Origin of the sequence: Bacillus crepusculi (genome assembly GCF_014764715.1) — a bacterium.
In the GTDB taxonomy this organism is placed as follows: domain Bacteria; phylum Bacillota; class Bacilli; order Bacillales; family Bacillaceae; genus Bacillus.
In genome coordinates, this window is the sequence record NZ_JACXXE010000002.1 from 396,300 (window position 1) to 417,466 (window position 21,167).

At 41.1% G+C, this 21,167-nt stretch carries 20 protein-coding genes and 1 other annotated feature; of the genes, 11 read left to right on the forward strand and 9 right to left on the reverse strand.

Translation table 11 applies throughout. From position 1 onward, the window contains the following. Position 1 precedes the first annotated feature (1 nt). A complete protein-coding gene (locus IEE86_RS05950; RefSeq protein WP_191096381.1) occupies positions 2 to 736 on the reverse strand; it encodes an alpha/beta family hydrolase in 735 nt (244 codons plus the stop codon). Between the two features lie 189 nt (positions 737 to 925). Between IEE86_RS05950 and IEE86_RS05955 the strand changes: the two genes are divergently transcribed. The 6 genes from IEE86_RS05955 (at position 926) to IEE86_RS05980 (ending at position 5,760) form a co-directional block, all read left to right on the forward strand. Next, positions 926 to 1,774: a YitT family protein gene (locus IEE86_RS05955; protein ID WP_191096382.1), complete on the forward strand. Its 849-nt coding sequence runs from the start codon at positions 926 to 928 to the stop codon at positions 1,772 to 1,774. Between the two features lie 48 nt (positions 1,775 to 1,822). Then, on the forward strand, positions 1,823 to 2,152 hold the full coding sequence (cccB, locus tag IEE86_RS05960) for a cytochrome c551 (RefSeq protein WP_034318648.1): 330 nt from the start codon (positions 1,823 to 1,825) through the stop codon (positions 2,150 to 2,152). A 381-nt stretch (positions 2,153 to 2,533) separates the two neighbouring features. Further along, complete coding sequence (gene ftsE, locus IEE86_RS05965) at positions 2,534 to 3,220, forward strand: cell division ATP-binding protein FtsE (RefSeq protein WP_191096383.1); 687 nt, start codon at positions 2,534 to 2,536, stop codon at positions 3,218 to 3,220. Further along, on the forward strand, positions 3,213 to 4,103 hold the full coding sequence (gene ftsX / locus IEE86_RS05970; RefSeq protein ID WP_191096384.1) for a permease-like cell division protein FtsX: 891 nt from the start codon (positions 3,213 to 3,215) through the stop codon (positions 4,101 to 4,103). The genes ftsE and ftsX overlap by 8 nt, the downstream gene beginning before the upstream one ends. Positions 4,104 to 4,214: 111 nt before the next feature. After that, on the forward strand, positions 4,215 to 5,480 hold the full coding sequence (locus tag IEE86_RS05975; protein WP_191096385.1) for a murein hydrolase activator EnvC family protein: 1,266 nt from the start codon (positions 4,215 to 4,217) through the stop codon (positions 5,478 to 5,480). Continuing rightward, positions 5,434 to 5,760 carry a hypothetical protein gene (locus tag IEE86_RS05980; RefSeq protein ID WP_224740813.1) on the forward strand — a complete coding sequence of 109 codons (327 nt, stop codon included), beginning with the start codon at positions 5,434 to 5,436 and terminating at the stop codon, positions 5,758 to 5,760. The genes IEE86_RS05975 and IEE86_RS05980 overlap by 47 nt, the downstream gene beginning before the upstream one ends. On the opposite strand, the gene IEE86_RS05985 is transcribed toward IEE86_RS05980, so the two are convergent. Further along, on the reverse strand, positions 5,732 to 6,472 hold the full coding sequence (locus IEE86_RS05985; protein ID WP_024423598.1) for a sulfite exporter TauE/SafE family protein: 741 nt from the start codon (positions 6,470 to 6,472) through the stop codon (positions 5,732 to 5,734). The two genes, IEE86_RS05980 and IEE86_RS05985, sit on opposite strands and share 29 nt — an antisense overlap. Before the next feature lie 153 nt (positions 6,473 to 6,625). Here IEE86_RS05985 and ctpB point away from each other — a divergent pair, with 153 nt between their 5' ends. From ctpB to IEE86_RS06000, 3 genes are all read left to right on the forward strand, one after another. Then, positions 6,626 to 8,074 carry a carboxy-terminal processing protease CtpB gene (ctpB, locus tag IEE86_RS05990; RefSeq protein ID WP_191096386.1) on the forward strand — a complete coding sequence of 483 codons (1,449 nt, stop codon included), beginning with the start codon at positions 6,626 to 6,628 and terminating at the stop codon, positions 8,072 to 8,074. Positions 8,075 to 8,418: 344 nt separating this feature from the next. Continuing rightward, positions 8,419 to 8,772 (forward strand): swarming motility protein SwrAA, encoded by a 354-nt coding sequence (locus tag IEE86_RS05995; RefSeq protein WP_003212923.1) that lies wholly within the window; start codon positions 8,419 to 8,421, stop codon positions 8,770 to 8,772. A gap of 68 nt (positions 8,773 to 8,840) precedes the next feature. Further along, positions 8,841 to 10,028, forward strand: a complete 1,188-nt coding sequence (locus IEE86_RS06000; RefSeq protein WP_224740814.1) for a PDZ domain-containing protein — start codon at positions 8,841 to 8,843, stop codon at positions 10,026 to 10,028. 8 nt (positions 10,029 to 10,036) lie between these two features. Here the strand turns inward: IEE86_RS06000 and IEE86_RS06005 are convergent, their stop codons facing one another. Continuing rightward, positions 10,037 to 10,402, reverse strand: coding sequence for a winged helix-turn-helix transcriptional regulator (locus tag IEE86_RS06005; protein WP_041107978.1), 366 nt, complete (start codon positions 10,400 to 10,402; stop codon positions 10,037 to 10,039). A gap of 229 nt (positions 10,403 to 10,631) precedes the next feature. Between IEE86_RS06005 and IEE86_RS06010 the strand changes: the two genes are divergently transcribed. Together IEE86_RS06010 and IEE86_RS06015 are read left to right on the forward strand one after the other, a co-directional pair. Continuing rightward, positions 10,632 to 11,306 (forward strand): NAD(P)H-dependent oxidoreductase, encoded by a 675-nt coding sequence (locus IEE86_RS06010; protein WP_191096387.1) that lies wholly within the window; start codon positions 10,632 to 10,634, stop codon positions 11,304 to 11,306. An 89-nt stretch (positions 11,307 to 11,395) separates the two neighbouring features. Further along, positions 11,396 to 11,620, forward strand: a binding site (T-box leader). A gap of 75 nt (positions 11,621 to 11,695) precedes the next feature. Further along, positions 11,696 to 13,045, forward strand: a complete 1,350-nt coding sequence (locus IEE86_RS06015; RefSeq protein ID WP_191096388.1) for an amino acid permease — start codon at positions 11,696 to 11,698, stop codon at positions 13,043 to 13,045. 47 nt (positions 13,046 to 13,092) lie between these two features. On the opposite strand, the gene IEE86_RS06020 is transcribed toward IEE86_RS06015, so the two are convergent. The 6 genes from IEE86_RS06020 to IEE86_RS06045 all read right to left on the reverse strand — a co-directional run bounded on the left by IEE86_RS06020 (position 13,093) and on the right by IEE86_RS06045 (position 21,136). Then, complete coding sequence (locus IEE86_RS06020; protein ID WP_191096389.1) at positions 13,093 to 14,085, reverse strand: glycosyltransferase family 2 protein; 993 nt, start codon at positions 14,083 to 14,085, stop codon at positions 13,093 to 13,095. A gap of 23 nt (positions 14,086 to 14,108) precedes the next feature. Further along, a complete protein-coding gene (locus IEE86_RS06025) occupies positions 14,109 to 16,241 on the reverse strand; it encodes an ArnT family glycosyltransferase (protein WP_191096390.1) in 2,133 nt (710 codons plus the stop codon). Between the two features lie 206 nt (positions 16,242 to 16,447). Beyond that, positions 16,448 to 17,863, reverse strand: coding sequence for a HAMP domain-containing sensor histidine kinase (locus IEE86_RS06030; protein ID WP_191096391.1), 1,416 nt, complete (start codon positions 17,861 to 17,863; stop codon positions 16,448 to 16,450). Further along, on the reverse strand, positions 17,860 to 18,549 hold the full coding sequence (locus IEE86_RS06035) for a response regulator transcription factor (protein WP_191096392.1): 690 nt from the start codon (positions 18,547 to 18,549) through the stop codon (positions 17,860 to 17,862). The genes IEE86_RS06030 and IEE86_RS06035 overlap by 4 nt, the downstream gene beginning before the upstream one ends. After that, a complete protein-coding gene (locus tag IEE86_RS06040; RefSeq protein ID WP_191096393.1) occupies positions 18,546 to 19,529 on the reverse strand; it encodes a YncE family protein in 984 nt (327 codons plus the stop codon). The genes IEE86_RS06035 and IEE86_RS06040 overlap by 4 nt, the downstream gene beginning before the upstream one ends. Positions 19,530 to 19,801: 272 nt before the next feature. After that, positions 19,802 to 21,136 (reverse strand): MFS transporter, encoded by a 1,335-nt coding sequence (locus IEE86_RS06045; RefSeq protein WP_191096394.1) that lies wholly within the window; start codon positions 21,134 to 21,136, stop codon positions 19,802 to 19,804. Positions 21,137 to 21,167: the final 31 nt, after the last annotated feature.

Below are 21,167 nucleotides of genomic sequence, written 5' to 3' on the forward strand. Positions count from 1 at the left end.
GTCATGGGAGCTTTTTTGCTGGCTTTAACCACTCAAGCATCGTCTGAATGATATCCTTTTGCTGCGTTAGGGCTGAAATGTCTGCCGGCTGATCACCTTTTTGTTTGCCGTACATGCCAAATTGCGCATGATTCCCGCCGTTTATCTCATGATAAACGGTTTGAGACGGCAGATTTGTTTTCGACTTCTTGATTTTCTCTTGTGTCGCTAGTCCGTCCTTTTCAGCTGATATCGAGAGGACTTTCAAGGTCGCTTGTTTCAGGTTATCTGATGCTGGATAAGACGCAAGGAAAAAGAGTCCGTCGAGCGTGCCCTGTTTTTTTTCTGCATACATAGCGGCAGCTGTCCCGCCGAGTGAATGGCCACCAATATACCAGTGTTTAATGGATTGATGGTCCTTGATGATATCATGTGCTTTCATTGTATTGAAGATCGCAAAGGAAAAGGGCATGTCGGGAATAAAGACAGAATAACCTTTTTTCATTAGCGCCTCCCCTATATAGGCGTAAGCAAGTGGTTCCACCTTTGCCCCGGGATAGAGAATGATGCCAGTATCGCTTTTTGAAGCTTCAAATGCATACACACCATTTTTATGTTCCACTTGCTCAATGGCCACCTGCTTTTTTAATGCTTCGGATGGTCCATATGTAAAGCGGCTCCAAGTATAAAAAGCACCAAAAGCTAAAATCATCAGTGCAAGTAATGTAATGCCAGTGACTTTCAATATTTTCTTCATCACATGTCCCTTCTTTCTCATGTACATATTAAATATACCATCATTTTCTTTCATGCCAAACGGCGAGTACGCTGATCCGTCTGTGTGATAAAGTATTAATCCATTAGCACTGCATTTGGCTGTTATTTACATTCGAAATAAGAGGGCTTAAAATAGGTGTGCATTCAGACGTAACGGAGGAAGAAAGATATGAAGCAGGGACATTCTCAATTGTTGATCGAAAGTAAAAATTATCTGTTCATTTTAATCGGATCAGCCATTGTGGCGATTGGATTTAATACGTTATTATTACCGAATCAGATTGCCGCTGGGGGTGTGAGCGGGATTAGTACCATTATGCAGTCATTCGGTTTTGAAGCGGCATATGTGCAGTGGGGACTGAATATTCCGCTGTTTATCGCTGGCTTTTATTTATTAGGCGGTACATTTGGTGTGAAAACACTCGTTGGCTCTATTTTTTTACCTTTGATGGTGTTTGTCACAAGACATATTGCTCCTGTCACACATGAAGCGCTGTTAGCAGCGATTTTTGGCGGAGTGGTGATTGGGATCGGAATAGGACTCGTGTTCCTTGGAAATGGTTCTACGGGTGGAACGGCACTCGCTGCCAAAATCATCAATAAGTATACAGGGCTCACGCTTGGCACATGTTTAGCCATGATGGATGGCCTGATTGTGCTGGCTGCGATGACTGTTTTTGGCATTGAAGAGGGACTGTACGCTGTCATTGGTGTGTTTATTTCAAGTAAAACGATTGATGTGGTACAGGCCGGCTTCAGTCATTCGAAAATGGCGATGATCATTACAGGCCATGAGGATGAGGTCAGACAGGCAGTATTTGATCAAATTGACCGTGGTGTGACGAAGATTTCGGCAGTCGGAGGATATACCGATCATGACCGTCCAATTCTCATGTGTGTTGTTGGGCAATCACAATTCACAAAGTTGAAACAAGTCGTCAAAGCAATCGATGCATCAGCATTTGTGATCGTGATGGATGCAAAAGAGGTGCTTGGTGAGGGTTTTAAAAGGGCGTAAACAAGGATATAATAGCGTTGACCAAATGATTGTAAGGGAGGGAAATAGATGAAAAAGAGTGGGTTAACACTTCTATTTGTGACCATGCTTTTTGTGCTCGCGGCTTGTGGGGGTAATTCAAGCAGCAGTGACAAAGAAGGTAGTAAGAGTGCTTCTACTGTTAGCAGTGGTGAGGAAATTTATCAGCAAAACTGTATTGGCTGCCATGGTAAAGACTTATCTGGCGGAGGCGGACCAAGCCTAAAAGAAGTAGGGAAAAAATATAACGAAAGCCAAATCGCAGATATTGCACAGAACGGTAAAGGATCTATGCCAAGCGGGATGGTAGATGAGAAACAAGCGAAAGAAGTCGCAAAATGGCTTGCAGAGAAAAAATAAAACCTTTGTCTACTCGACAAGGTTTTTTTATTTTCTATATGTAGAAAAAGACTTTTGAATAGTATGAAAGCGGATTATATTAAATTTTATTAAAAAAATAAGGGTAAAAAGGCATATTTCTCGATTTTAACTGCTCTATTTACCTTTTATTTATAAGTTTTGAAATATAAATGTAATACCATTGAGTCGAATCATGACGTATAATTGGAATTGTTGAAATGTAGATGCTCAATTTTTTCATCTTTTTGGATGAAAAGGACATAAATTGCTTGTACGTATCGAAGGGTATGTGCGTGACCATACATAACGTTTTTTGACGATAAGTGTCAAAACATCATGATAAGCTGTTAGTCAGCGAATAAGAAAAGATTAGGTGATTACATGATTGAAATGAAGGAAGTCTACAAGATCTATCCTAATGGCGTAAAGGCGATCAATGGAATCAACGTCTCTATCCATCCAGGAGAGTTTGTGTATGTTGTTGGTCCCAGTGGCGCTGGTAAATCCACTTTCATCAAAATGATGTATCGTGAAGAGAAGCCAACCAAAGGGAAAATTTTAATTAATAACAAAGATTTAGGGTCGGTTAAGGAAAAAGACATTCCTTATGTGAGAAGAGAAATCGGCGTAGTATTCCAAGATTTTAAACTCCTGCCAACCCTTACAGTGTTTGAGAACGTGGCATTTGCCCTTGAAGTCATTGGTGAACAGCCTAGTATCATTAAGAAAAAAGTGCTTGAAGTACTTGATTTGGTGCAGCTGAAGCACAAAGCGCGCCAATTTCCTGACCAGCTGTCTGGCGGTGAACAGCAGCGTGTATCTATTGCTCGCTCCATCGTCAATAGTCCTGAGGTTGTCATTGCAGACGAGCCTACAGGAAACCTTGATCCAGATACATCATTGGAAATCATGAAGACACTGGAAGAGATTAATAACCGCGGGACAACAGTCGTCATGGCGACACACAACAAAGAGATTGTAAACAGCATGAAGAAACGCGTCATCGCAATTGAAGATGGAATGATTGTGCGTGACGAAGCAAGAGGGGAGTACGGAATTTATGATTAAAACTCTCTCGCGGCATTTACGTGAGAGCTTCCGTTCACTTGGAAGAAACACGTGGATGACCTTTGCATCAATTAGTGCGGTCACTGTCACACTGATTTTAGTTGGAGTTTTTCTTGTCATTATGCTCAACTTGAATAACATGGCATCGAACGCTGAAAAAGAAGTAGAAGTAAAAGTGCTCATTGATTTAACGGCAAATCAAAAGCAGCAGGATGAATTAAAAGCAGAAATTGAGAAGATTCCTGAAATCAGTGATGTGAAATACTCATCTAAGGATGACGAGCTAAAAGCTCTGATTAAAAGCTTTGGTGAAAATGGACAATCTATGGGGCTTGTTGATCAAGAAAATCCATTAAATGATGCATTTATTGTGAAAACAACAGATCCTCATGATACACCAAAAGTAGCGAAAAAATTAGAAAATTTAAAGGGTACGTATAAAGTAACCTATGGAAAAGAAGAGGTCAGCCGACTCTTTAATGTGGTCGGAGTGGCACGTAATGTCGGATTTGCGCTCATTATTGGGCTTTTATTTACAGCGATGTTTTTGATCTCCAATACGATCAAAATTACGATTTTTGCTAGACGGAAAGAAATTGAGATTATGAAGCTAGTAGGGGCAACGAACTGGTTTATCCGCTGGCCATTCTTCATTGAAGGATTACTGCTTGGTGTATTTGGTTCCATTATACCAATTGCTCTATTGCTTAGCACATATCAATATGTTGTGGGCTGGGTGGCGCCGAGAGTACAAGGCTCATTTATTTCAATGCTTCCATATAACCCGTTTGTCTATCAAGTATCACTGGTCCTTCTATTGATCGGTGCCATTATTGGTGTGTGGGGAAGCTTAACGTCCATCCGTAAATTCTTAAAAGTATAAATATATGTTTGATGGCAGCACTCGAGGATTTGATAGAAGGTGTGACCGGTTGATCCGATTCATCCGGTCGACTCTTCATGTCGACAGTTGTCATGGGAGGGGAATATCGTTTTGAAAAGAAAGCTGATAATGGCTGGAATGGCAGCGTTTATTGGAACAACGTGGCTATACATTCCAGGGAAAGAAAATCGTGCATTCGCATACGAGGACCTAGATCAAAAACGTCAACAAATCGAAGAGAAAACATCGAAGACTGAATCAACCTTGAAGAAAAAGAAATCAGAGCTGGCAAAGCTGGAAAAGAAAGAAACAAAGCTAAAACAAGAAATTGAAAAGATTGACCAAAAGGTAAGTGTTGCAACTGAAAAGGTCGCTGAAAAAGAAAAAGAAGTCAAACAAACGAAACAAGAGATCAAGAAACTAAAAAAAGACATTCAAGTCATCAACGAGCGAATTGAAAAAAGAAAAGCAATTTTCAAAGACAGAATTCGTTCTATGCAAAAAAGCGGCGGTGCAATCAACTATTTAGATGTGCTGCTAGGTGCTCGCAGCTTTAGTGATTTTGTCAGTCGTGTTGGAGCTGTCACAACGATTGTCGAAGCCGATAAAGACATGATTACAGAACATGAAAATGATTTAAAGCTGGTGGAGCAAAAAGAAGCAGAGCTAAATAATCAGCTGAGTGGGCTTGAAACATCTCTGAAAGACCTTGAAGCACTGAAAAAGGATTTATCCAAGCAGCAAAAAGAAAAGGGAAAAGTCCTTGGTCATGTTACGGAAGAAAAAGAACATGCACATGATGAACTAGGCAAGCTTGAAAACGAAAAAGACATTCTAGCGAACCAGCAAGCGGCTGTGAAGTCTGAGGAAGCACGCCGTCAAAAGGAAGAAGCCAAAAAAGCAAAACAAGCAGCTGCTGAAAAAAATGTACCTGCATCTCGTAGCGGTGGCTCGGATCAAGTATCTGATACACCAGCAAGCAGCTCAGGTTTCATTAAGCCGGCTGCAGGTAGATTCTCATCAGGCTTTGGCGGACGCTCTGGCGGACAGCACTACGGATTAGATATTGCCGCAAAAGGCACAGTATCTGTCGTCGCAGCAGCATCTGGAACAGTCACAAACTCAAGCTACTCAACGAGCTACGGGAATGTTGTATTTATTACGCACAATATCAATGGACAGACATATCAAACGGTATACGCCCACCTGTCAACAAGAAGTGTATCAACAGGGCAGAGAGTGGAACAAGGACAGTTCCTCGGATACATGGGGAACACAGGTCAGTCGTATGGCCAGCATCTTCACTTTGAAATTCATAAAGGATTATGGAATGGCGCAAAATCAAATGCTGTCAATCCAGCACCATATATCCGCTAACAAAAAAGCCGATAACCCCACGTTATCGGCTCAGCATGTAGACAAACCCTCGCATTCTTTGTCAGGTCTGCGCGCCGGTGCTCACGAATGTCCAATTCGCTCCGCTCCGGTGCTCGTCCTTCCTAGACTTCAAGGGCTTTCTATCACGCTGAAAAGAAGACAAAGGGCTAAAATCAAGATCATTTTAGCCCTTTGTCAACCATCTAAAGCCGATAACCCCATGTTATCGGCTTTTTCGAATCTAAATAAAATTAAAATAAAAGCAGTAACCCAGCAATAATAGGTGTTAACAGCACAGCGGATTTCAATAAAAGCTTTGGTGCAAGTCGTGTAAACTTCGCGCCGATAAATGCCCCTAATACTGTTCCAATTAAGATTTGAATCAGTAAAATAAAATCAACATACCCCTCTGAAATATAGCCAATTCCACCACCGATGGAGATCGGGATGATGACAAGCATGGTCGTGCCAACTGCCTGTCGAATCGACAGCTTCAGTAAAATCAAAAGCCCAACTTGAATAAATGGTGCGGACCCAATACCGAACATGCCTGACAGCATACCTGATACAAGTCCTAAAATAATGCCCCTTGTCATCAGCTGACGTGAAGAAAGCGGCTGCTGCTCTGCTTCTTCATTGAGGACAAATAATTTGATCATCATAAAAACAGCAGATAAAAAGAGCATCCCGGCTGTTAAATAGTGCAAGCTTTCCTCTGGAATAAAAGGAGCAACCTTAGCCCCTGCAAAAGAAGCAATACAAGCCAAAGCCCCAACAATTAAACCGGATTTCAGCTGAATATTCCCTTCCCGGTAGTGGCTGTATGCACCTGATAACGTCGTAAATGCCATAGCGGCTAAAGATGTCCCGAGCGCTGTATGGATCGGGATATCAAAAATTAACGTAAGCAATGCGATGACAAAACCAGCCCCGCCTGCTCCTACAAATCCTAATAAAATTCCTAATAAAAGCATCGTCAATATAATATACATAGCGAAGACTCCTTCTCGATCATAACAAAATAAAAATTACACCTAATGAAATGATTAGTCAAGCCTTCATGAGAGAATGTCCTTACATGAAATCCCTTCTTCTGGCATATAATAACTCAGGTCATCAGGAAGAGTTGAAGAAGGAGGCCAAATATGAAAAAACAAATCGCATCTATTATGGCAAGTGTCGTTCTATTAATCAGTGCAGGGGTGATCACGCATAAAGAGGGGACTCATGCAGAGTCACCGAGATCAGCTGCTATGGTGGCTGGACAAGCTCAATCAAGTGATCGGGCGAAAGAAAATGGAATGGAGAAAATCGAGAAAGCCTATGATCTCATTTCGAATGAATATGTAGAGGAAGTGGATCGCCAAAAGCTGCTTGAAGGCGCCATTCAAGGCATGCTTTCAACTTTAAATGATCCATATTCAGTATATATGGACAAGCAAACAGCAAAACAATTTTCTGATTCGCTTGACTCCTCCTTTGAGGGAATTGGGGCAGAAGTAGGGATGGATGAAGGAAAGATCATTATCGTCTCTGCCTTTAAAAAATCCCCTGCAGCAAAAGCAGGTCTTAAGCCAAAAGATGAAATCATCAGTATTGATGGTGAGCCAATGAAAGAAAAAAGCTTAAACGATGCTGTGCTGAAAATAAGAGGAAAAAAAGGAACGTCTGTCGCCTTGAAAATTAGACGAAACGGGATTGAAAAAGAGTTAACGTTCCATATCAAACGAGAAGAAATCCCGCTTGAAACCGTGACTTCCTCTATCAAAGAGGTAAATGGTCATAAAACAGGTTATATTGCGATCTCTAGCTTCTCAGAAGATACTGCGAAGGATTTCACGTCAAGCCTGAATAAGCTCGAGAAAAAGGGTATAGAGGGTCTTGTACTGGATGTGAGAGGAAACCCTGGCGGCTATCTACAAAGTGTGGAAGATATTTTGAAGCATTTTATTACGAAGGATCAGCCCTATATTCAAATCGCAGAACGGAACGGCGATCGAAAACGATATTTTTCCAAACGGAAAGAACAGAAGCCTTACCCAGTCAACGTCTTAATTGATAAAGGCAGTGCATCCGCTTCTGAGATTCTTGCGGGTGCAATGAAAGAAGCCGGAAAGTATGAAGTGGTAGGCGATGTCTCCTTCGGGAAAGGAACTGTGCAGCAGGCGGTCCCAATGGGAGATGGAAGTAACATTAAATTAACGCTTTATAAATGGCTCACCCCAAAAGGGAATTGGATTCACAAAAAAGGTGTTGTTCCCACCATTGCCATTCATCAGCCAGATTACTTTACTGCCGGTCCGCTTCAGCTAAAGGAACCGCTTCAGCTTGATATGAACAATGAAGAGGTCAGACAAGCGCAGACACTGTTAAAAGGGCTGTCATTTGATCCCGGCAGAGTAGATGGATATTTTGATGAAGAAACGAAAAAAGCCGTACTTGCATTCCAAAGCACATATAATCTTGAAAAGTCAGGTGTCATTGATTTAAAGACAGCAAAAATGATGAACAAAATGGTAGATGAAGTCAAATCCTACGAAAAAAATGATCTTCAGCTGCAGACTGCACTAAAAGCACTATATCTCAAAAAGTAAAGAGGCGAAGAAAAGCCTCTTTTTTTTGGTTCATTAGTGTCATGAACATGTAAAAATTTATTCTTAAAAATATATTATATCGAGAAATATATTCATTTATTTTACAAAAAACATAACATTCCATCGAATTTACCCGATAACATATTTATATAAGAGACTTTCTGTTGATTTAAACATGTCATGAAAATGAAACTTTTGAAAGTTGTATGTTACATAAATAATTCTTACAATAAAAAGTAGCACTCATTTTAAATATTTTATTTTTTGCGGATATTCAGCTTGAGCTTAAAGCTGTACCGAGGTTTGCGCTTTTCTTAAAAGAACTAGTAAATGGGGGTACACAATTGAAAAGGGCAAGTATTGTGAGAGAGAAAAAATATTACGAGTTGGTAGAGGAGCTTAAGAGTCGTTCGAAAGATGTGACGTTTTCCGCTACAAAGGCATTAAGTCTGCTCATGCTGTTAAGCAGATACTTGGTCAATTACACAACTGTAGAATCAGTCGACGAAATCGATGAGGACTGTGCTGAGATATACTTCAATTATTTAATGGATAATCATAAGAGACTTGGTATAAACTTAACCGACATCAAGAGGTCGATGCAGCTTCTCGGCGGCATACTAGATGTAGATGTAAATCACTATTTAAAAGATTTTTCACTGTCGAATGTCACACTTTGGATGAATCAGGAGAAATAAACCTGATGTCAAGCATCGATTTATTTGATAGAATAAGAGAAAATGCTTGACTTGGGCGGTGAACGATAATGAGCTCGGAGTGGATGGGAGCCGGATTAAAAGCGGTCGGTCTGTTTTTAATCCATCCTCTTTTTTATTTCATGATATTAATCAGTCTATTGTATGGCTACATCCGCGTAAAGCGGGAGAGAAAAGCGTTTCAAACAAGAATAGAAGATGTTTACGATGAACTCAAATTTACATATTCAAAGGGATGGATTCCAGGAATTTGTCTATCTGTCATTTCGGTGGGCTTAGGGATTGCCCTCCCGCCTGGATTCATCGTACTGATTGCAGCAATGACCATCGTATTTTCTTTATTCTTTAAGGCGAGTGCGCTTTCGTCTGCATACACACTCGGTTTCAGTTTGATTGCGGCACTTGGGCTGATGAATTTCCAAGTGAGTCATTCTTGGCTACCGCAGCTCTCAATGATGAATACATCAGCCGTTGTTATTTTGCTAGGGCTCCTATTAATGACCGAGGGAATTCTAGCATACCGAACGGCGCATTTACGTACATCGCCTGCAATGGTGATGAGTGCGAGAGGACTTTTGATTGGCCAGCAGCGGGCAAACCGTCTGTGGCTTTTACCGCTTGTTTTGCTGATGCCGGCAGGTGAATTGACTTCTTCTCTACCATGGTGGCCGGTGCTTCAAGTGCATGACCAAAGCTTCTCATTTATTTTGATTCCATATATCATCGGCTTCGGTCAGCGGATTCAAGGATCACTGCCAATTGTTAGTATTCAAATTACAGCCCGGCGTATTCTCATGCTCGGACTTGCTGTTGCCTTACTAGGTGCTGCAAGTATTTGGTTTGAACCTATCGCCTGGGGTGCTGTATTGATAGCAATTGTAGGAAGAGCCTTTCTTTCATGGAAGCAGAGGATGAATGATAATGCTGCCCCGTTCTACTTCTCTAAGCGTAATCAAGGGCTGATGGTGCTAGGGATCATTCCGAATACACCTGCGGCCGATTTAAAGCTTGAGATCGGAGAAGTTATTACAAAGGTGAATGGAATTGAAGTCAAAACGGTTTCGGAATTTTATGAAGCTCTTCAAACCAACCGAGCTTTGGCAAAGCTTGAGATCATTGGCCTCAATGGTCAGACAAGGTTTGAGAAACGAGCTTCTTACGAAGGAGAGCATCATCAGCTTGGCATCCTGTTTGTGAAGGATGACCCGCAGCAGGAACCAACGGCAATTTCATCTTAAAAAAGCTGCTAGAGATGGCAGCTTTTTTCTTTTGGACGTACTTCTTTTCCATAGGATTCGCCCCATTCACGCATAGCGAAGATGATCGGCTTTAATGTATTTCCAAGAGAAGTCAGTGAATATTCGACACGAGGGGGAACCTCCTCATACACTTCTCTGTGAACCACGCCGTCTTGTTCAAGCTCACGTAATTGCAGCGTGAGAACACGCTGAGAAATTCTTGGCAGAAGCCGGCGTAATTCGTTGTATCGTTTCGGGCCGCAAGTCAAATGATAAAGGATGACTCCCTTCCATTTCCCTCCAATGACACTCGTTGTGACCGAAACAGGACAGCCGTGATTCACAATGCTGACTGGATTGGATGGTGCGCTCATCTTTTACACTCCTTTCTAAGACGAAAATGGTGATATACGAACATGATTGTGCCTAACGAACAAAAATGTGCGTACTTGAATCGATGGAAGCTTTTCTTTTACCATAGAGATATCACATCACACATTCGGGCTGTTTGTTTTCTTATCATAACAATTTCTATATGAGAATGGAAAGAAATTGGATTGATGAAACATACACCCTATTTGATCAATAGAAAGGATGAATAAAATGCGAGACAAAGAGCAATTAAAAAAAGAAATCATAGAGGCGTATGAATTCCGTCATGCGACAAAAGAGTTTGACCCGACGAAAAAGATTCCAGAAGATGATTTTGCGTTTATTTTAGAAACAGGAAGACTTTCTCCAAGCTCTGTAGGATTTGAGCCTTGGAAGTTCCTCGTCGTTCAAAATGAAGCCTTTAGAGAAAAATTAAAAGAGTATACATGGGGGGCACAAAAACAGCTACCAACAGCCAGCCATTTTGTGATCATCTTGGCAAGAACCGATGCACGCTATGACTCAGCATACGCAGAATACATCAACAAGCAAATCAAAGGAATGACAGACGAGACGTTTGAAATGGTAAAGGAACGCTATAAAGAATTCCAAGAGAACGATCTCCATTTGCTTGAAAATGACCGGACGCTTTTTGACTGGGCTTCAAAACAAACGTATATTGCCCTTGGAAACATGATGACAGCTGCTGCACAAATCGGCATTGATTCATGCCCGGTTGAAGGATTTAGCTACAAGGAGATTCATCGTATTCTAGAGGAAGAAGGGTTCCTTGAGGATGGTCAGTACGACGTTTCTGTCATGGCAGCCTTTGGTTATCGTGTCACTGAGCCAAAGCGCGGCAAAACGCGCCGCCCAATGGATGAAGTAGCTGTTTGGATTCGTTAAGAGAGGTTGTCTGAAAAAGGATGTTGACAATTGCGTGGTTAGTCAGTATATTTAAAAAATAAAATCTTTGATGAATATACAAATTGACTATAAACGCTTTGACTTGAGAATAGTAGATGAACATCCGTTTTTTAAGAGAGCTGCGGGTTGGTGCAACGCAGTAAAACGAATCATTGAACTCGCTCAAAGAGCGGTAAGACTGAATGAATCGTAAGTCTTTACGTGTGACCTCCGTTATCGGGTTTCAAGTTGGATTCAGCTGTAGCTGGATCAATAAGAGTGGTAACGCGGTTGCAAGGTCAGTCGTCTCTTCAAGGAGATGGCTGGCCTTTTTATATGCTTTTATCCTATATTTGTCTGAAGATTCAAATTTAAAGGAGCTATAGAAAATGGAAAAGGAACATGTGCATTTAAAACGAACAATGACGTCAAGGCATATTATGATGCTTGCGCTTGGCGGTGCAATCGGTGCTGGTCTGTTTAAAGGAAGCAGTTCTGCCATTGATATTGCAGGCCCTGCTGTCATTTTGGCATATATGATTGGTGGTCTTATCTTATTATTTATTATGCAAGGACTTGCCGAAATGACCGTTTCAAGACCTGGCGCAAGAACATTCCGTGATTTAATTGAACCTGTGTTAGGAAAATATCCAGCCTATTTCTTAGACTGGATCTATTGGAAAATGTGGGTGCTGAATATTGCTGCAGAAGCGATTGTGTCTGCGATCTTTATTCAGTACTGGTTCCCGCAAGTGCCGATTTGGACGCTTGTGTTAATCATTTCACTTGTTGTGACATTGATCAATGTTTGTTCAGTCAAAATGTTTGCTGAAACAGAGTACTGGCTAGCTTCTATTAAAATCGCTGTCATTATATTATTTATTATCATTGGGCTTACAATGCTGTTTGTCTCGTTTGGGCAGCATGCGGCACCGGGATTATCCAACTTAACCGGCCACGGAGGGTTTTTCCCTAATGGAACGGGCGGCTTAATTGCGGCTATGCTGGTTGTGGTGTATTCATATGGCGGAACAGAGATGATCGGGGTCACCTTAGCGGAAACCAAAAACCCTGAAAAAGTCATCCCAAAGGCGATTCAAAGTACGTTTGTACGAATCATTGGTTTCTATGTACTGCCGTTCTTTATCATTGTCAGCTTAATCCCTTGGAATCAAGTAAACAATGAGCAAGTCAGTCCATTCGTCACAGTGTTTGCAACAATTGGCGTCCCGTATGCAAGTGACATCATGAACGGTATCATTTTACTAGCGATCTTGTCTTCTATGAACTCTGGACTGTATGCGTCATCAAGGGTCCTGTATACGCAGGCGATGGATGGACGTATATGGAAAGGCTTCTCCAAGCTATCCAAACAACAGGTGCCTGTCAGAGCAATCCTTGTGTGTACATCCACTTTGTATGCAGCTGTATTGATTTCTCTTTTTGTGGGGAGCCAAACCTTTAATTATTTGATGGGCTCTTTAAGTTATACGGTCTTATTCATCTGGTTTATTATAGCTGTCGGCCATTTGAAATCTCGCAGCGTAGCAGAGCCAGGGGGATATCGCGTCAAACTGTATCCTTTCACAACATGGTTTTCTGTGATGGCGATCATTGCCATTTTTATCGGGGTTGTGTCAACAACGCCACTTGTACAAACGATGGTCACAATGGGCATTTATCTCATCATTACACTTTCTTTCTTCATCAACCGAAAGCGGTTTGAAACAGCCGCTTAATACAAAAAAGCGTGCTGGACCTTTTAAAGAGGTCTCACACGCTTTTTTTAATGCTGTTTGTATTGCTTGAAATGAACAGGGGATTGAACAGGCTGTGGCTTTGACTGAAGCCCGTAACTCTCTCTTACAATGTAAAGCGGACGATCTTTTGCCTCATCGTAAATTCGGCCGATGTATTCCCCGATCATTCCTAGCATAAAGAGGATAATGCCGCTAAAGAATAGCTGTATGACAATTAATGAACTCCATCCTGTAATGGTGCTGTTTGTAAATAGCTTTAAGTATAGTACAAGAAACATTGAAATGAATCCGATAGCAGAAAGGGTAATGCCTGCTACGCTCGCTAGCTTCAAAGGTTTATAGGAAAAGGAAGTGATTCCGTCCATCGAGAGCTTGAGCATCTTTTTGAGCGGGTACTTTGTTTCCCCTGCTAGACGTTCATCTCGAACATACTCTACGGCAATTTGTTTGAAGCCTACCCAACTGACTAAGCCGCGAACAAATGGGTTTTTCTCTCTTATTTTTCTCATCTCATGGCACACTCTACGATCCATTAACCTGAAGTCACCGGTGTCGATGGGGATATCGACTTCGGTAATTTGACGTAAAACGCGATAGAAAAGGGATGCAGTTTGCTTTTTGAAAAAGGTTTCGCCTTTTCGTTTGGTGCGGACGGCGTAGACGACTTCATAGCCTTCCTTCCACTTTGCGATCATCTCTAATATCAATTCAGGCGGATCTTGTAGGTCTGCATCTATCACGATGACAGCTTCTCCCTTTGCATAATCCATCCCAGCAGTAATTGCGATTTGGTGTCCAAAGTTACGAGAAAAATCAATGAGTCTCACATTAGGGTCGTTTTGACAGTACCCTTTAATTAGTTCAGCTGTTCGATCCATACTACCGTCATTGACGAAGAGAAGCTCGTATGCTTCTCCCGTCGAATCCATGACAGTTTTCAGTCGCTGATAGGATTCATGGATCACAAGTTCTTCATTATAGACTGGAACCACAATAGAATATTGTATACTTTTGTCCATCAGCCATTCCCTCCTTAATAGATTTAGTCGACAGATAGTTCGTAAAGGGTACCGCTTTCCATTCCGCCCCTTTGTCCGTTGGTCGAATTAGATTGTTTAGATGACTGGCTGTTCGAGCTCTCTGTTGTCTTCGTTTCGGTTGAAGAAGTATTCTGCCATTTAGAAGCGGCTACTTCCTTACCATTTTTCTGAATCCAAGTTAGAATATCTGAGCTTCCGCCTCTCATGCCGGAGAGATAGAAGTATTTGATTTTCCCGTCTTTGACGAGCTGTTTAAATTCACTAAGCGTTAAAATGTCATCGGAGCCACTAAAACCACCTAGCGCCATCACCGCATTTCCTGTCTTGATAATATAAGGAGCGGCAGTAGTTGCATCTGTTGTACCAAACAGGAATTCTTCACCTGTATTGTTTTTCTCAAGGTAGCTGATCAGCTTTTCATTTACCTGTGAACTCATGCTGCCGCTTGAAGTCGCAAGCTGAGGACCAGCTTCTGGGAGCATGCTATTTCCTCCGTAGAGAAGCGGTGTGCTTGCCCAATAGAGCGGTGTGATCAACATACCAAGAATGGCTATGAGAGAAATCAGTTGTTTTAGCTTTGCCTTTCCTTTTGTGAAGAAAAGGGCAAGGACAGAGCCAACACCAATGAGACCGACCGCAATGCTTAAGCCAAAACCAATCGTGCTTGTAAAGGTAGATAAGATAAAGATTTCAAATGCTGTTGTCGCCAAAATGGCAATCGGAAGCAGCCATTTTTTAAAGCCAGTTTCTGTTTGGAACAATTGAGTCATGGCGACCCAGCCTGCCCCTGCTAATACGGCAATTGGCGGTGCCAGCATGATCAAATAATAATGATGGAAAAATCCTGCTATACTGAAAAATGCTGCAACTGGTATAAGCCAAGCTAACCAAAATAGCGTTTCTTTTTGTTTTGTATTGAGACGTCTTCTTTCAAATACTGTCGATAAGAAGATCCCAATCGTGCCAAAGATAGCAAATGGAAGCAACCAGCTGATTTGATCGGATAATTCAGATTGGAACAGACGTAATGGACCCTTGGTTCCTGTACCAAACATGCCGGAGCCACTTCCCATCTTGCCTCCTCCGCCACTAGGTGGACCATCGCCGTTTCCTCCCTCTCCTCCAGAAGGCATGTCAGGTGGTGTCGTGCCATTTGCATTACTCGGCGGTCCTTGCATAGATGGTTGTTCCTGACCGGAAGATTGATTTGAGCTGTCTGAGCTGCTTTGATTCCCATTAGATGGCGGCTGAGGCATGGCGGATGAATCATCATTATTTTGCTGATCTCCCTGCTGAGAAGGGGGTTGACCTTCTGAGCCGCCGCCCATTCCGCCACCACCGCCAGACTGCTGACCAGTCAGCCGCTGGAGACCGTTGTAACCAAAGGCTAGTTCTAATGCAGAATTTGATTGACTTGATCCCATATAAGGACGATTGTCTTTGGAAATGAGATCAACCGCTATGGACCATGAAGCAGATACACCTAAAAGGACAATCATTGAAACCATCAACGAGAGTAATTTTTTCTTCCATGTCGTTCGGTAAGCAATGATGTAAAAGAGAATGAGTGCTGGCACGATCATATAGGCTTGTAGCATTTTTGTATTAAAGCCGACGCCAATCATCGCAAATGAAGCGATCGCCCAAAGCACCTTTTGCTGTTTTACAGCCTTGAACATCATTCCTGTTGCTAGTAAAAGTATAAAGACAAGTAAGCTGTCAATATTATTTGTGCGAGATACAGCAACCGCAATCGGTGTACACGCCATGATAAGTGCTGCTAATCTTGCCGCTGCTTGACCAAATGTTGGTTTGACAAGACGGTAGATCAGATAAACAGATCCAATGCCAGCTAAAGCTTGAGGCATGATCACGCTCCATCCATGGAGACCAAAAATTTTGGCACTGATCGTTTGTAGCCAGAAGGTGAGCGGTGGTTTATCCACCGTGACATACCCTGCTGGATCAAATGAAGCAAAGAAGAAATTATGCCAGCTTTGCATCATACTTGTGACAGCCGCAGTATAATACGCATTCACCGTATCATCTTTCCAAATGTTATAAATGTTTAAGATGGCAGATAAGATCAATATGAAAAATAAATAAATATCAAATTTCTGAAAACGTCTGATCAAAAGCACGTCACTCCTTTTTCTTAACTTGAAAAAAGTGTAACAAGCAAATATGAATAAAATGTTAATAAAAAAAGACCATTTTTTTATTTTTTAGGGAATAAAAACAGCTCTTGTGGAAAAGAGCTGTTCAAGTTGTAGAGAAATGCTATGGATACTGAATCTATCAGATAAAGAAGAGGTTCCAATGAGAGTAGATATGTGAGTTGTTATTGAGTAGGTAAGCTCTCATTGAATGAAGCATTGGGAAGTTGAATGATGGCTGTTGTACCGAGTCCCTGCTCAGATTGAATAGTGAATGTGCCATGATGTTTTTTGATAATTTGATAGACAATAGCTAGTCCAAGCCCAGAGCCGCCATCCTTTCTCGTGCGTGCCTTATTGACTCGATAAAACCGCTCAGAAACATGCGGGAGATCTTCTTTTGGAATGCCATTGCCTTCGTCTGTCACTCTCAATTCAGCAGTGTCTTGCTGAACATGTAATTCAACTGAAATGGACTTCCCAGATGGGGTGTAGTGAATGGCATTGTCTAGTAAATTACGAACCACTTGTTGTAGGCGATCGCTATCACCATAAACAATACAATCCTCTTCAAGTGTCCGTTTAAGAGAAATGCCTTTTTGATTAGTGATGAATGCCATTTGATCAAGAACATCATGAATAAGCTGTGCAAGAACGATTGGTTCCCTTGTCAGTGGATAAGAATCCCCCTCTAAGTGCGCAAGGTCTAAAAGATCGTGAACAAGCCTGCTTAAACGTGTGGCTTCATCTTGGATGATTTGCATTCCTTTTTTTTGATCAATGACGCCCTCTTCAATTCCTTCTGCATATCCTTTCATATAACTTAAAGGAGTTCTAAGTTCATGAGAGACATTCGCAAGAAATTCTCTGCGGTGCTGTTCCGCCTTTTCAAGGGTAGAAGACAGTTTATTAAAGGAACGGCTAAGCTGATTTAACTCATCCCCTTTTTTAGTCACAGCCATGCGTTTTGAAAAATCACCAGATTCCATTTCCATTGCAATTTCTTTCATTTTATTAATCGTTCGCACCACTTGATTGGAACTCTTATATCCGATAAAGAAAATCAGCAGAAGGATAAATAAAATAGATACGCCAAGTGTCAATCTGATTTGGACAAAAGGCTCATAAACATCGGATAAGGGCATCGAGAGAAAAATGGTCCCTGATAGGTCAGCTTTGTTTGAGAAAACAGGGATGGCGATACCGAGAATATCTTGGTGAAACTGTGGGTGTTCTCTAATTAACACGACGGTTTCTCCTTGAAGAAGCTTTTGGCGTTCCTTGAACGTGATGAGGTTATCGTTTGTGTTCGTATCAAAAGGGATACCGCTTGAAAGCTCCATTGGGTCATCTGTGAAAATAACGTTCGCCTCACTCGAGTCATTTGCCCATTCAATTCTATTGGTAAAATACGTGTCTTTACCGTGTTTGTGGTATATTTCTGCCAGCTTTTTTCCTTGTAAACTTAAGGAGTCGATTTGTTTATCAATATACAAGTGCTGGTATAAGTAATAGGTTAGTGCGAGAGCTGAGGCTGCAACAATTCCGGTCACTGCAAGAATTAAGAAAAGTACTTTCTTTTTAATGGATAATGGCTTCATTCGTCCTCCTCAAACTTATAGCCGACACCCCAAACGGTTTTGATATGCCGTTCCGCTTCCTTTAATTTCAGTCGTAGCGTTTTAATATGTGTATCGACTGTTCTTAAAGAACCACTGGTCGAGTGTGATTCCCACAATTTTTGATAAAGTTGTTCACGGGAAAATACTTGGCCTTGATTAAGCAGAAGAAACATGAGCAAATCAAATTCTCTTCTTGTTAAATTAATGGGCTCTTGATGGAGGTAGACTTGTCTGCCATCTTGATCTATTTCCAAGTCGCCGATCTGCATTCGGCTGCGCTTTAGCGAAAGACCCCTAATTCGTCTTAAGGTCGTTTCAATTCTTGCAGCAAGCTCACGCAGACTGAAGGGCTTCATGATGTAGTCATCTGCTCCAATTTCAAGCCCTTTAATTCGATCCTCTTCATAGCTTCTAGCTGTTAAAAATAAAATGGGAATTTGGGATGTTTGCCTGATACGCTGGCAGACTTCGAATCCATCCATATCAGGCATCATGATATCCAATACAACAAGGTCCACGGGTTCCCTTTCAAGCTGATGTAAGGCATCCATTCCATTACTTGCAGTGATGATGTGAAAGCCTTGTTTTTGCAAAAAGGAGCCGATTAACTCAAGCATATCTAATTCATCATCTACTATTAAAATATGCATCTGTTCTTTCTTCATTTCTTTTCCTCCAAAACGATAGCATAGGGCCCTGATGGGACATTCAGTCGTTTTTTCATCATGAATGTATGTTTATCAATGACTGAAACTGAATTGTCATCTAAGTTACTCACATATATTGATGCGGTATCAGCGGTGATATAATTCGGATTTTGACCAGTTTCAACAGAAGCAAGCTGCTTATTCGTCTCTGTATTTACTTTGTATAGCGTATGGTCTCCATGACATAGAACATATAAAGTAGAGGAATCTTTCTCTGAGAAAAAAGCAACTGGCATGACGCCTAGTTTGATTTCTCGCTGCTTTTTACCTGTTTTAGGGTCGTAAGCAAAAATACTTTTATTTAAGGTTCCTGGTTTACCATGTCCGCCAATCCAAATGGAATGTCCATCAAAATGAATGCCAGAAGGACGTTCTAGTACAGAAATCGTACGTATATTTTTTTCTTTTTTAATATCTATGACTGAAACTGTATGACTTTCTGCATTTAAAACAAACAAAGTTCCTGCAGAAGAAAGCGCCATAGAAGAGGGTGATTTTCCAGTTTTCACAGATGCTTTTATTTTTTTCCTCTGTGTATCAATCAAATAAACGACATTCTTCTTTGAATCCGCTACAAGTAAAGTGTGAGAAGCTGCATCATATGTAAGTGAAGTCAGCCCTTTATTCACGTCCATATAATCTGTTGCTGTTCCTTTTTTTAAATTGATTTCTATAAGGGATTGCCCTTCTTTACTTGTGGCAATGATGACGTCTTTGTTGATTTGAATGAGATCAGTAAGTGGATGTTTTAAATCAACGGAAGAGACAATTTTATTCTTTGATAAATCAACAATTGAAAAGGAGGCCTTTTTTAATTGAGAAACCACAGCGACCGATTGTGCGCTGCCAGGTGGCGTAAATTGCTGTTCCTTTCCGCATCCTGATAGCAAGATCAGTAGAGCTGATAAGCAGAGCAAATAATATTTCACACGTTCCATCCTTTCGCTCCTTTGCGTCCTTTATTTTCAAAAGCATACCACAAAAATTGTGAAAAAAAATCGAAGTTATCATTGCTGAAAGATATGAAAAAAGCTTTTAGGTGGGGAAGTGGGACAATTTTTAGCTGAAATCCCATTTTCGTCTAATCATATGACATTTTTCTATCTATAAAAGGTGATTTTCATGGTTTGATTATCGTGATCTTTATAGATTACAGTGATACAAATATCAAAACTCCCCGCCCTAAAAAAACATAGAGCGAAGGGAGTCATTAGGTAGAATGTCCTGATGATGGAGAGGTGGATGTTGTTTTTACGCGTTGAGATAAAAGGAAGCCAAGGATACCCGCGCCCATTAATACAATAAATAGAGCTTGAAAACCACTCATAATCCCAATCAATGTAGATGATATGATACTGCCAAAATATCGAAAGGTAGAGAAGATACCCGATGCTGAACCAGACAGACTTTGATCAACAGATGTTAAAGAAGCCATCTGCATACTGGTCATGCCAATTCCTGATGAAATTCCACCTGCGATTAATGTGATAATGAGAAGTGGCAAACTTGGGTAACTGCTTAGTGTGATAAGCATGATGCCTGATAAAGTAAGACAAAGAAATGAAAATCGAATCATCTTTTTTGCGCCTTTTATCGGATGAAGCTTTGCCCCGAGCAAGCCACTAATAGACATACAAAGTGAAAAAACCGATAGAATAATACCGCTTTGTGTATGAGAAAGTGAAAGTTGTTGTTCCATAAACAGCGGCATAATGAGAAGGATGGCGTACATGACAAAATTGCTTAGCATGATAGAAAGGTTGGCGTTTGTAAAAGCACTGTTATTAAATAGTGACAAATCAATGATCGGATTCTTTACCTTCCGTACATGTTTGAAGAATAAAGGAATCACGATCAATGCTAGAATCCCATAGACTAAGTATTCATTTAATACATGGCTTTTTGTGCACAGAATGAGTGTGGCAATCCCGATGGTTAAGTACAATGAACCCATGATGTCTACACTTGCTTGTAAGCGTGTATGCTTTATTTTTGGAATGAGTAAAACGCCTGTGACAAGTGTAAGGAATAAAAATGGGATATTTACTAAGAAAATAGAATGCCAATCAAAGCTCTGAATGAGAATCGAGCCAATAAAAGGCCCAAGTGCAGCACCAATACCTGCTCCAAAACCAAAGTATCCCATTGTTTTAGACAGTTTTTCAGGTGATACCGTTGCACGAATCAACGCAATGCTGTTCGGTGTTAAAATAGCTCCGCCGGCTGCTTGAATGGATCGAAAGGTGATGAGAAAAGCAAGATTAGGTGCTAAAGCACATCCAATCGAGCCAATCAAAAAGAGCATCACACCGACTAAATACATGTTGCGGTGGCCGTATATATCTCCTAGCTTACCAGCGATAGGCTGAGCGACCGCCATAACAATAAGATAAATCGTGACAACCCAAGTAATGTTTGAAAGGGATTGTTCATAATAAGTTGATATGGATGATAGAGCGACTGCGATCATGGTTGAATTGACTGGAACTAATATTGCTCCAAGTAACAAAGAATAGATGATCAAGCTCTCTTTTTTTAATCTCAATGTCTATACCACCTTTTGTAAAAAAGAAGAA

Excerpts from the sequence above, each read along its gene's own strand:
- IEE86_RS06015 (WP_191096388.1), top strand. The coding sequence starts at position 11,696 with ATGGAAAAGGAACATGTGCATTTAAAACGAACAATGACGTCAAGGCAT.
- ctpB (WP_191096386.1), top strand. The coding sequence starts at position 6,626 with ATGAAAAAACAAATCGCATCTATTATGGCAAGTGTCGTTCTATTAATC.
- IEE86_RS06005 (WP_041107978.1), bottom strand. The coding sequence starts at position 10,402 with ATGAGCGCACCATCCAATCCAGTCAGCATTGTGAATCACGGCTGTCCT.
- IEE86_RS06030 (WP_191096391.1), bottom strand. The coding sequence starts at position 17,863 with ATGAAGCCATTATCCATTAAAAAGAAAGTACTTTTCTTAATTCTTGCA.
- ftsE (WP_191096383.1), top strand. The coding sequence starts at position 2,534 with ATGATTGAAATGAAGGAAGTCTACAAGATCTATCCTAATGGCGTAAAG.
- IEE86_RS06000 (WP_224740814.1), top strand. The coding sequence starts at position 8,841 with ATGAGCTCGGAGTGGATGGGAGCCGGATTAAAAGCGGTCGGTCTGTTT.
- cccB (WP_034318648.1), top strand. The coding sequence starts at position 1,823 with ATGAAAAAGAGTGGGTTAACACTTCTATTTGTGACCATGCTTTTTGTG.
- IEE86_RS06035 (WP_191096392.1), bottom strand. The coding sequence starts at position 18,549 with ATGAAGAAAGAACAGATGCATATTTTAATAGTAGATGATGAATTAGAT.
- ftsX (WP_191096384.1), top strand. The coding sequence starts at position 3,213 with ATGATTAAAACTCTCTCGCGGCATTTACGTGAGAGCTTCCGTTCACTT.
- IEE86_RS05950 (WP_191096381.1), bottom strand. The coding sequence starts at position 736 with ATGAAGAAAATATTGAAAGTCACTGGCATTACATTACTTGCACTGATG.
- IEE86_RS05980 (WP_224740813.1), top strand. The coding sequence starts at position 5,434 with ATGGCGCAAAATCAAATGCTGTCAATCCAGCACCATATATCCGCTAAC.
- IEE86_RS06010 (WP_191096387.1), top strand. The coding sequence starts at position 10,632 with ATGCGAGACAAAGAGCAATTAAAAAAAGAAATCATAGAGGCGTATGAA.
- IEE86_RS05985 (WP_024423598.1), bottom strand. The coding sequence starts at position 6,472 with ATGTATATTATATTGACGATGCTTTTATTAGGAATTTTATTAGGATTT.
- IEE86_RS06020 (WP_191096389.1), bottom strand. The coding sequence starts at position 14,085 with ATGGACAAAAGTATACAATATTCTATTGTGGTTCCAGTCTATAATGAA.
- IEE86_RS05955 (WP_191096382.1), top strand. The coding sequence starts at position 926 with ATGAAGCAGGGACATTCTCAATTGTTGATCGAAAGTAAAAATTATCTG.
- IEE86_RS06040 (WP_191096393.1), bottom strand. The coding sequence starts at position 19,529 with ATGGAACGTGTGAAATATTATTTGCTCTGCTTATCAGCTCTACTGATC.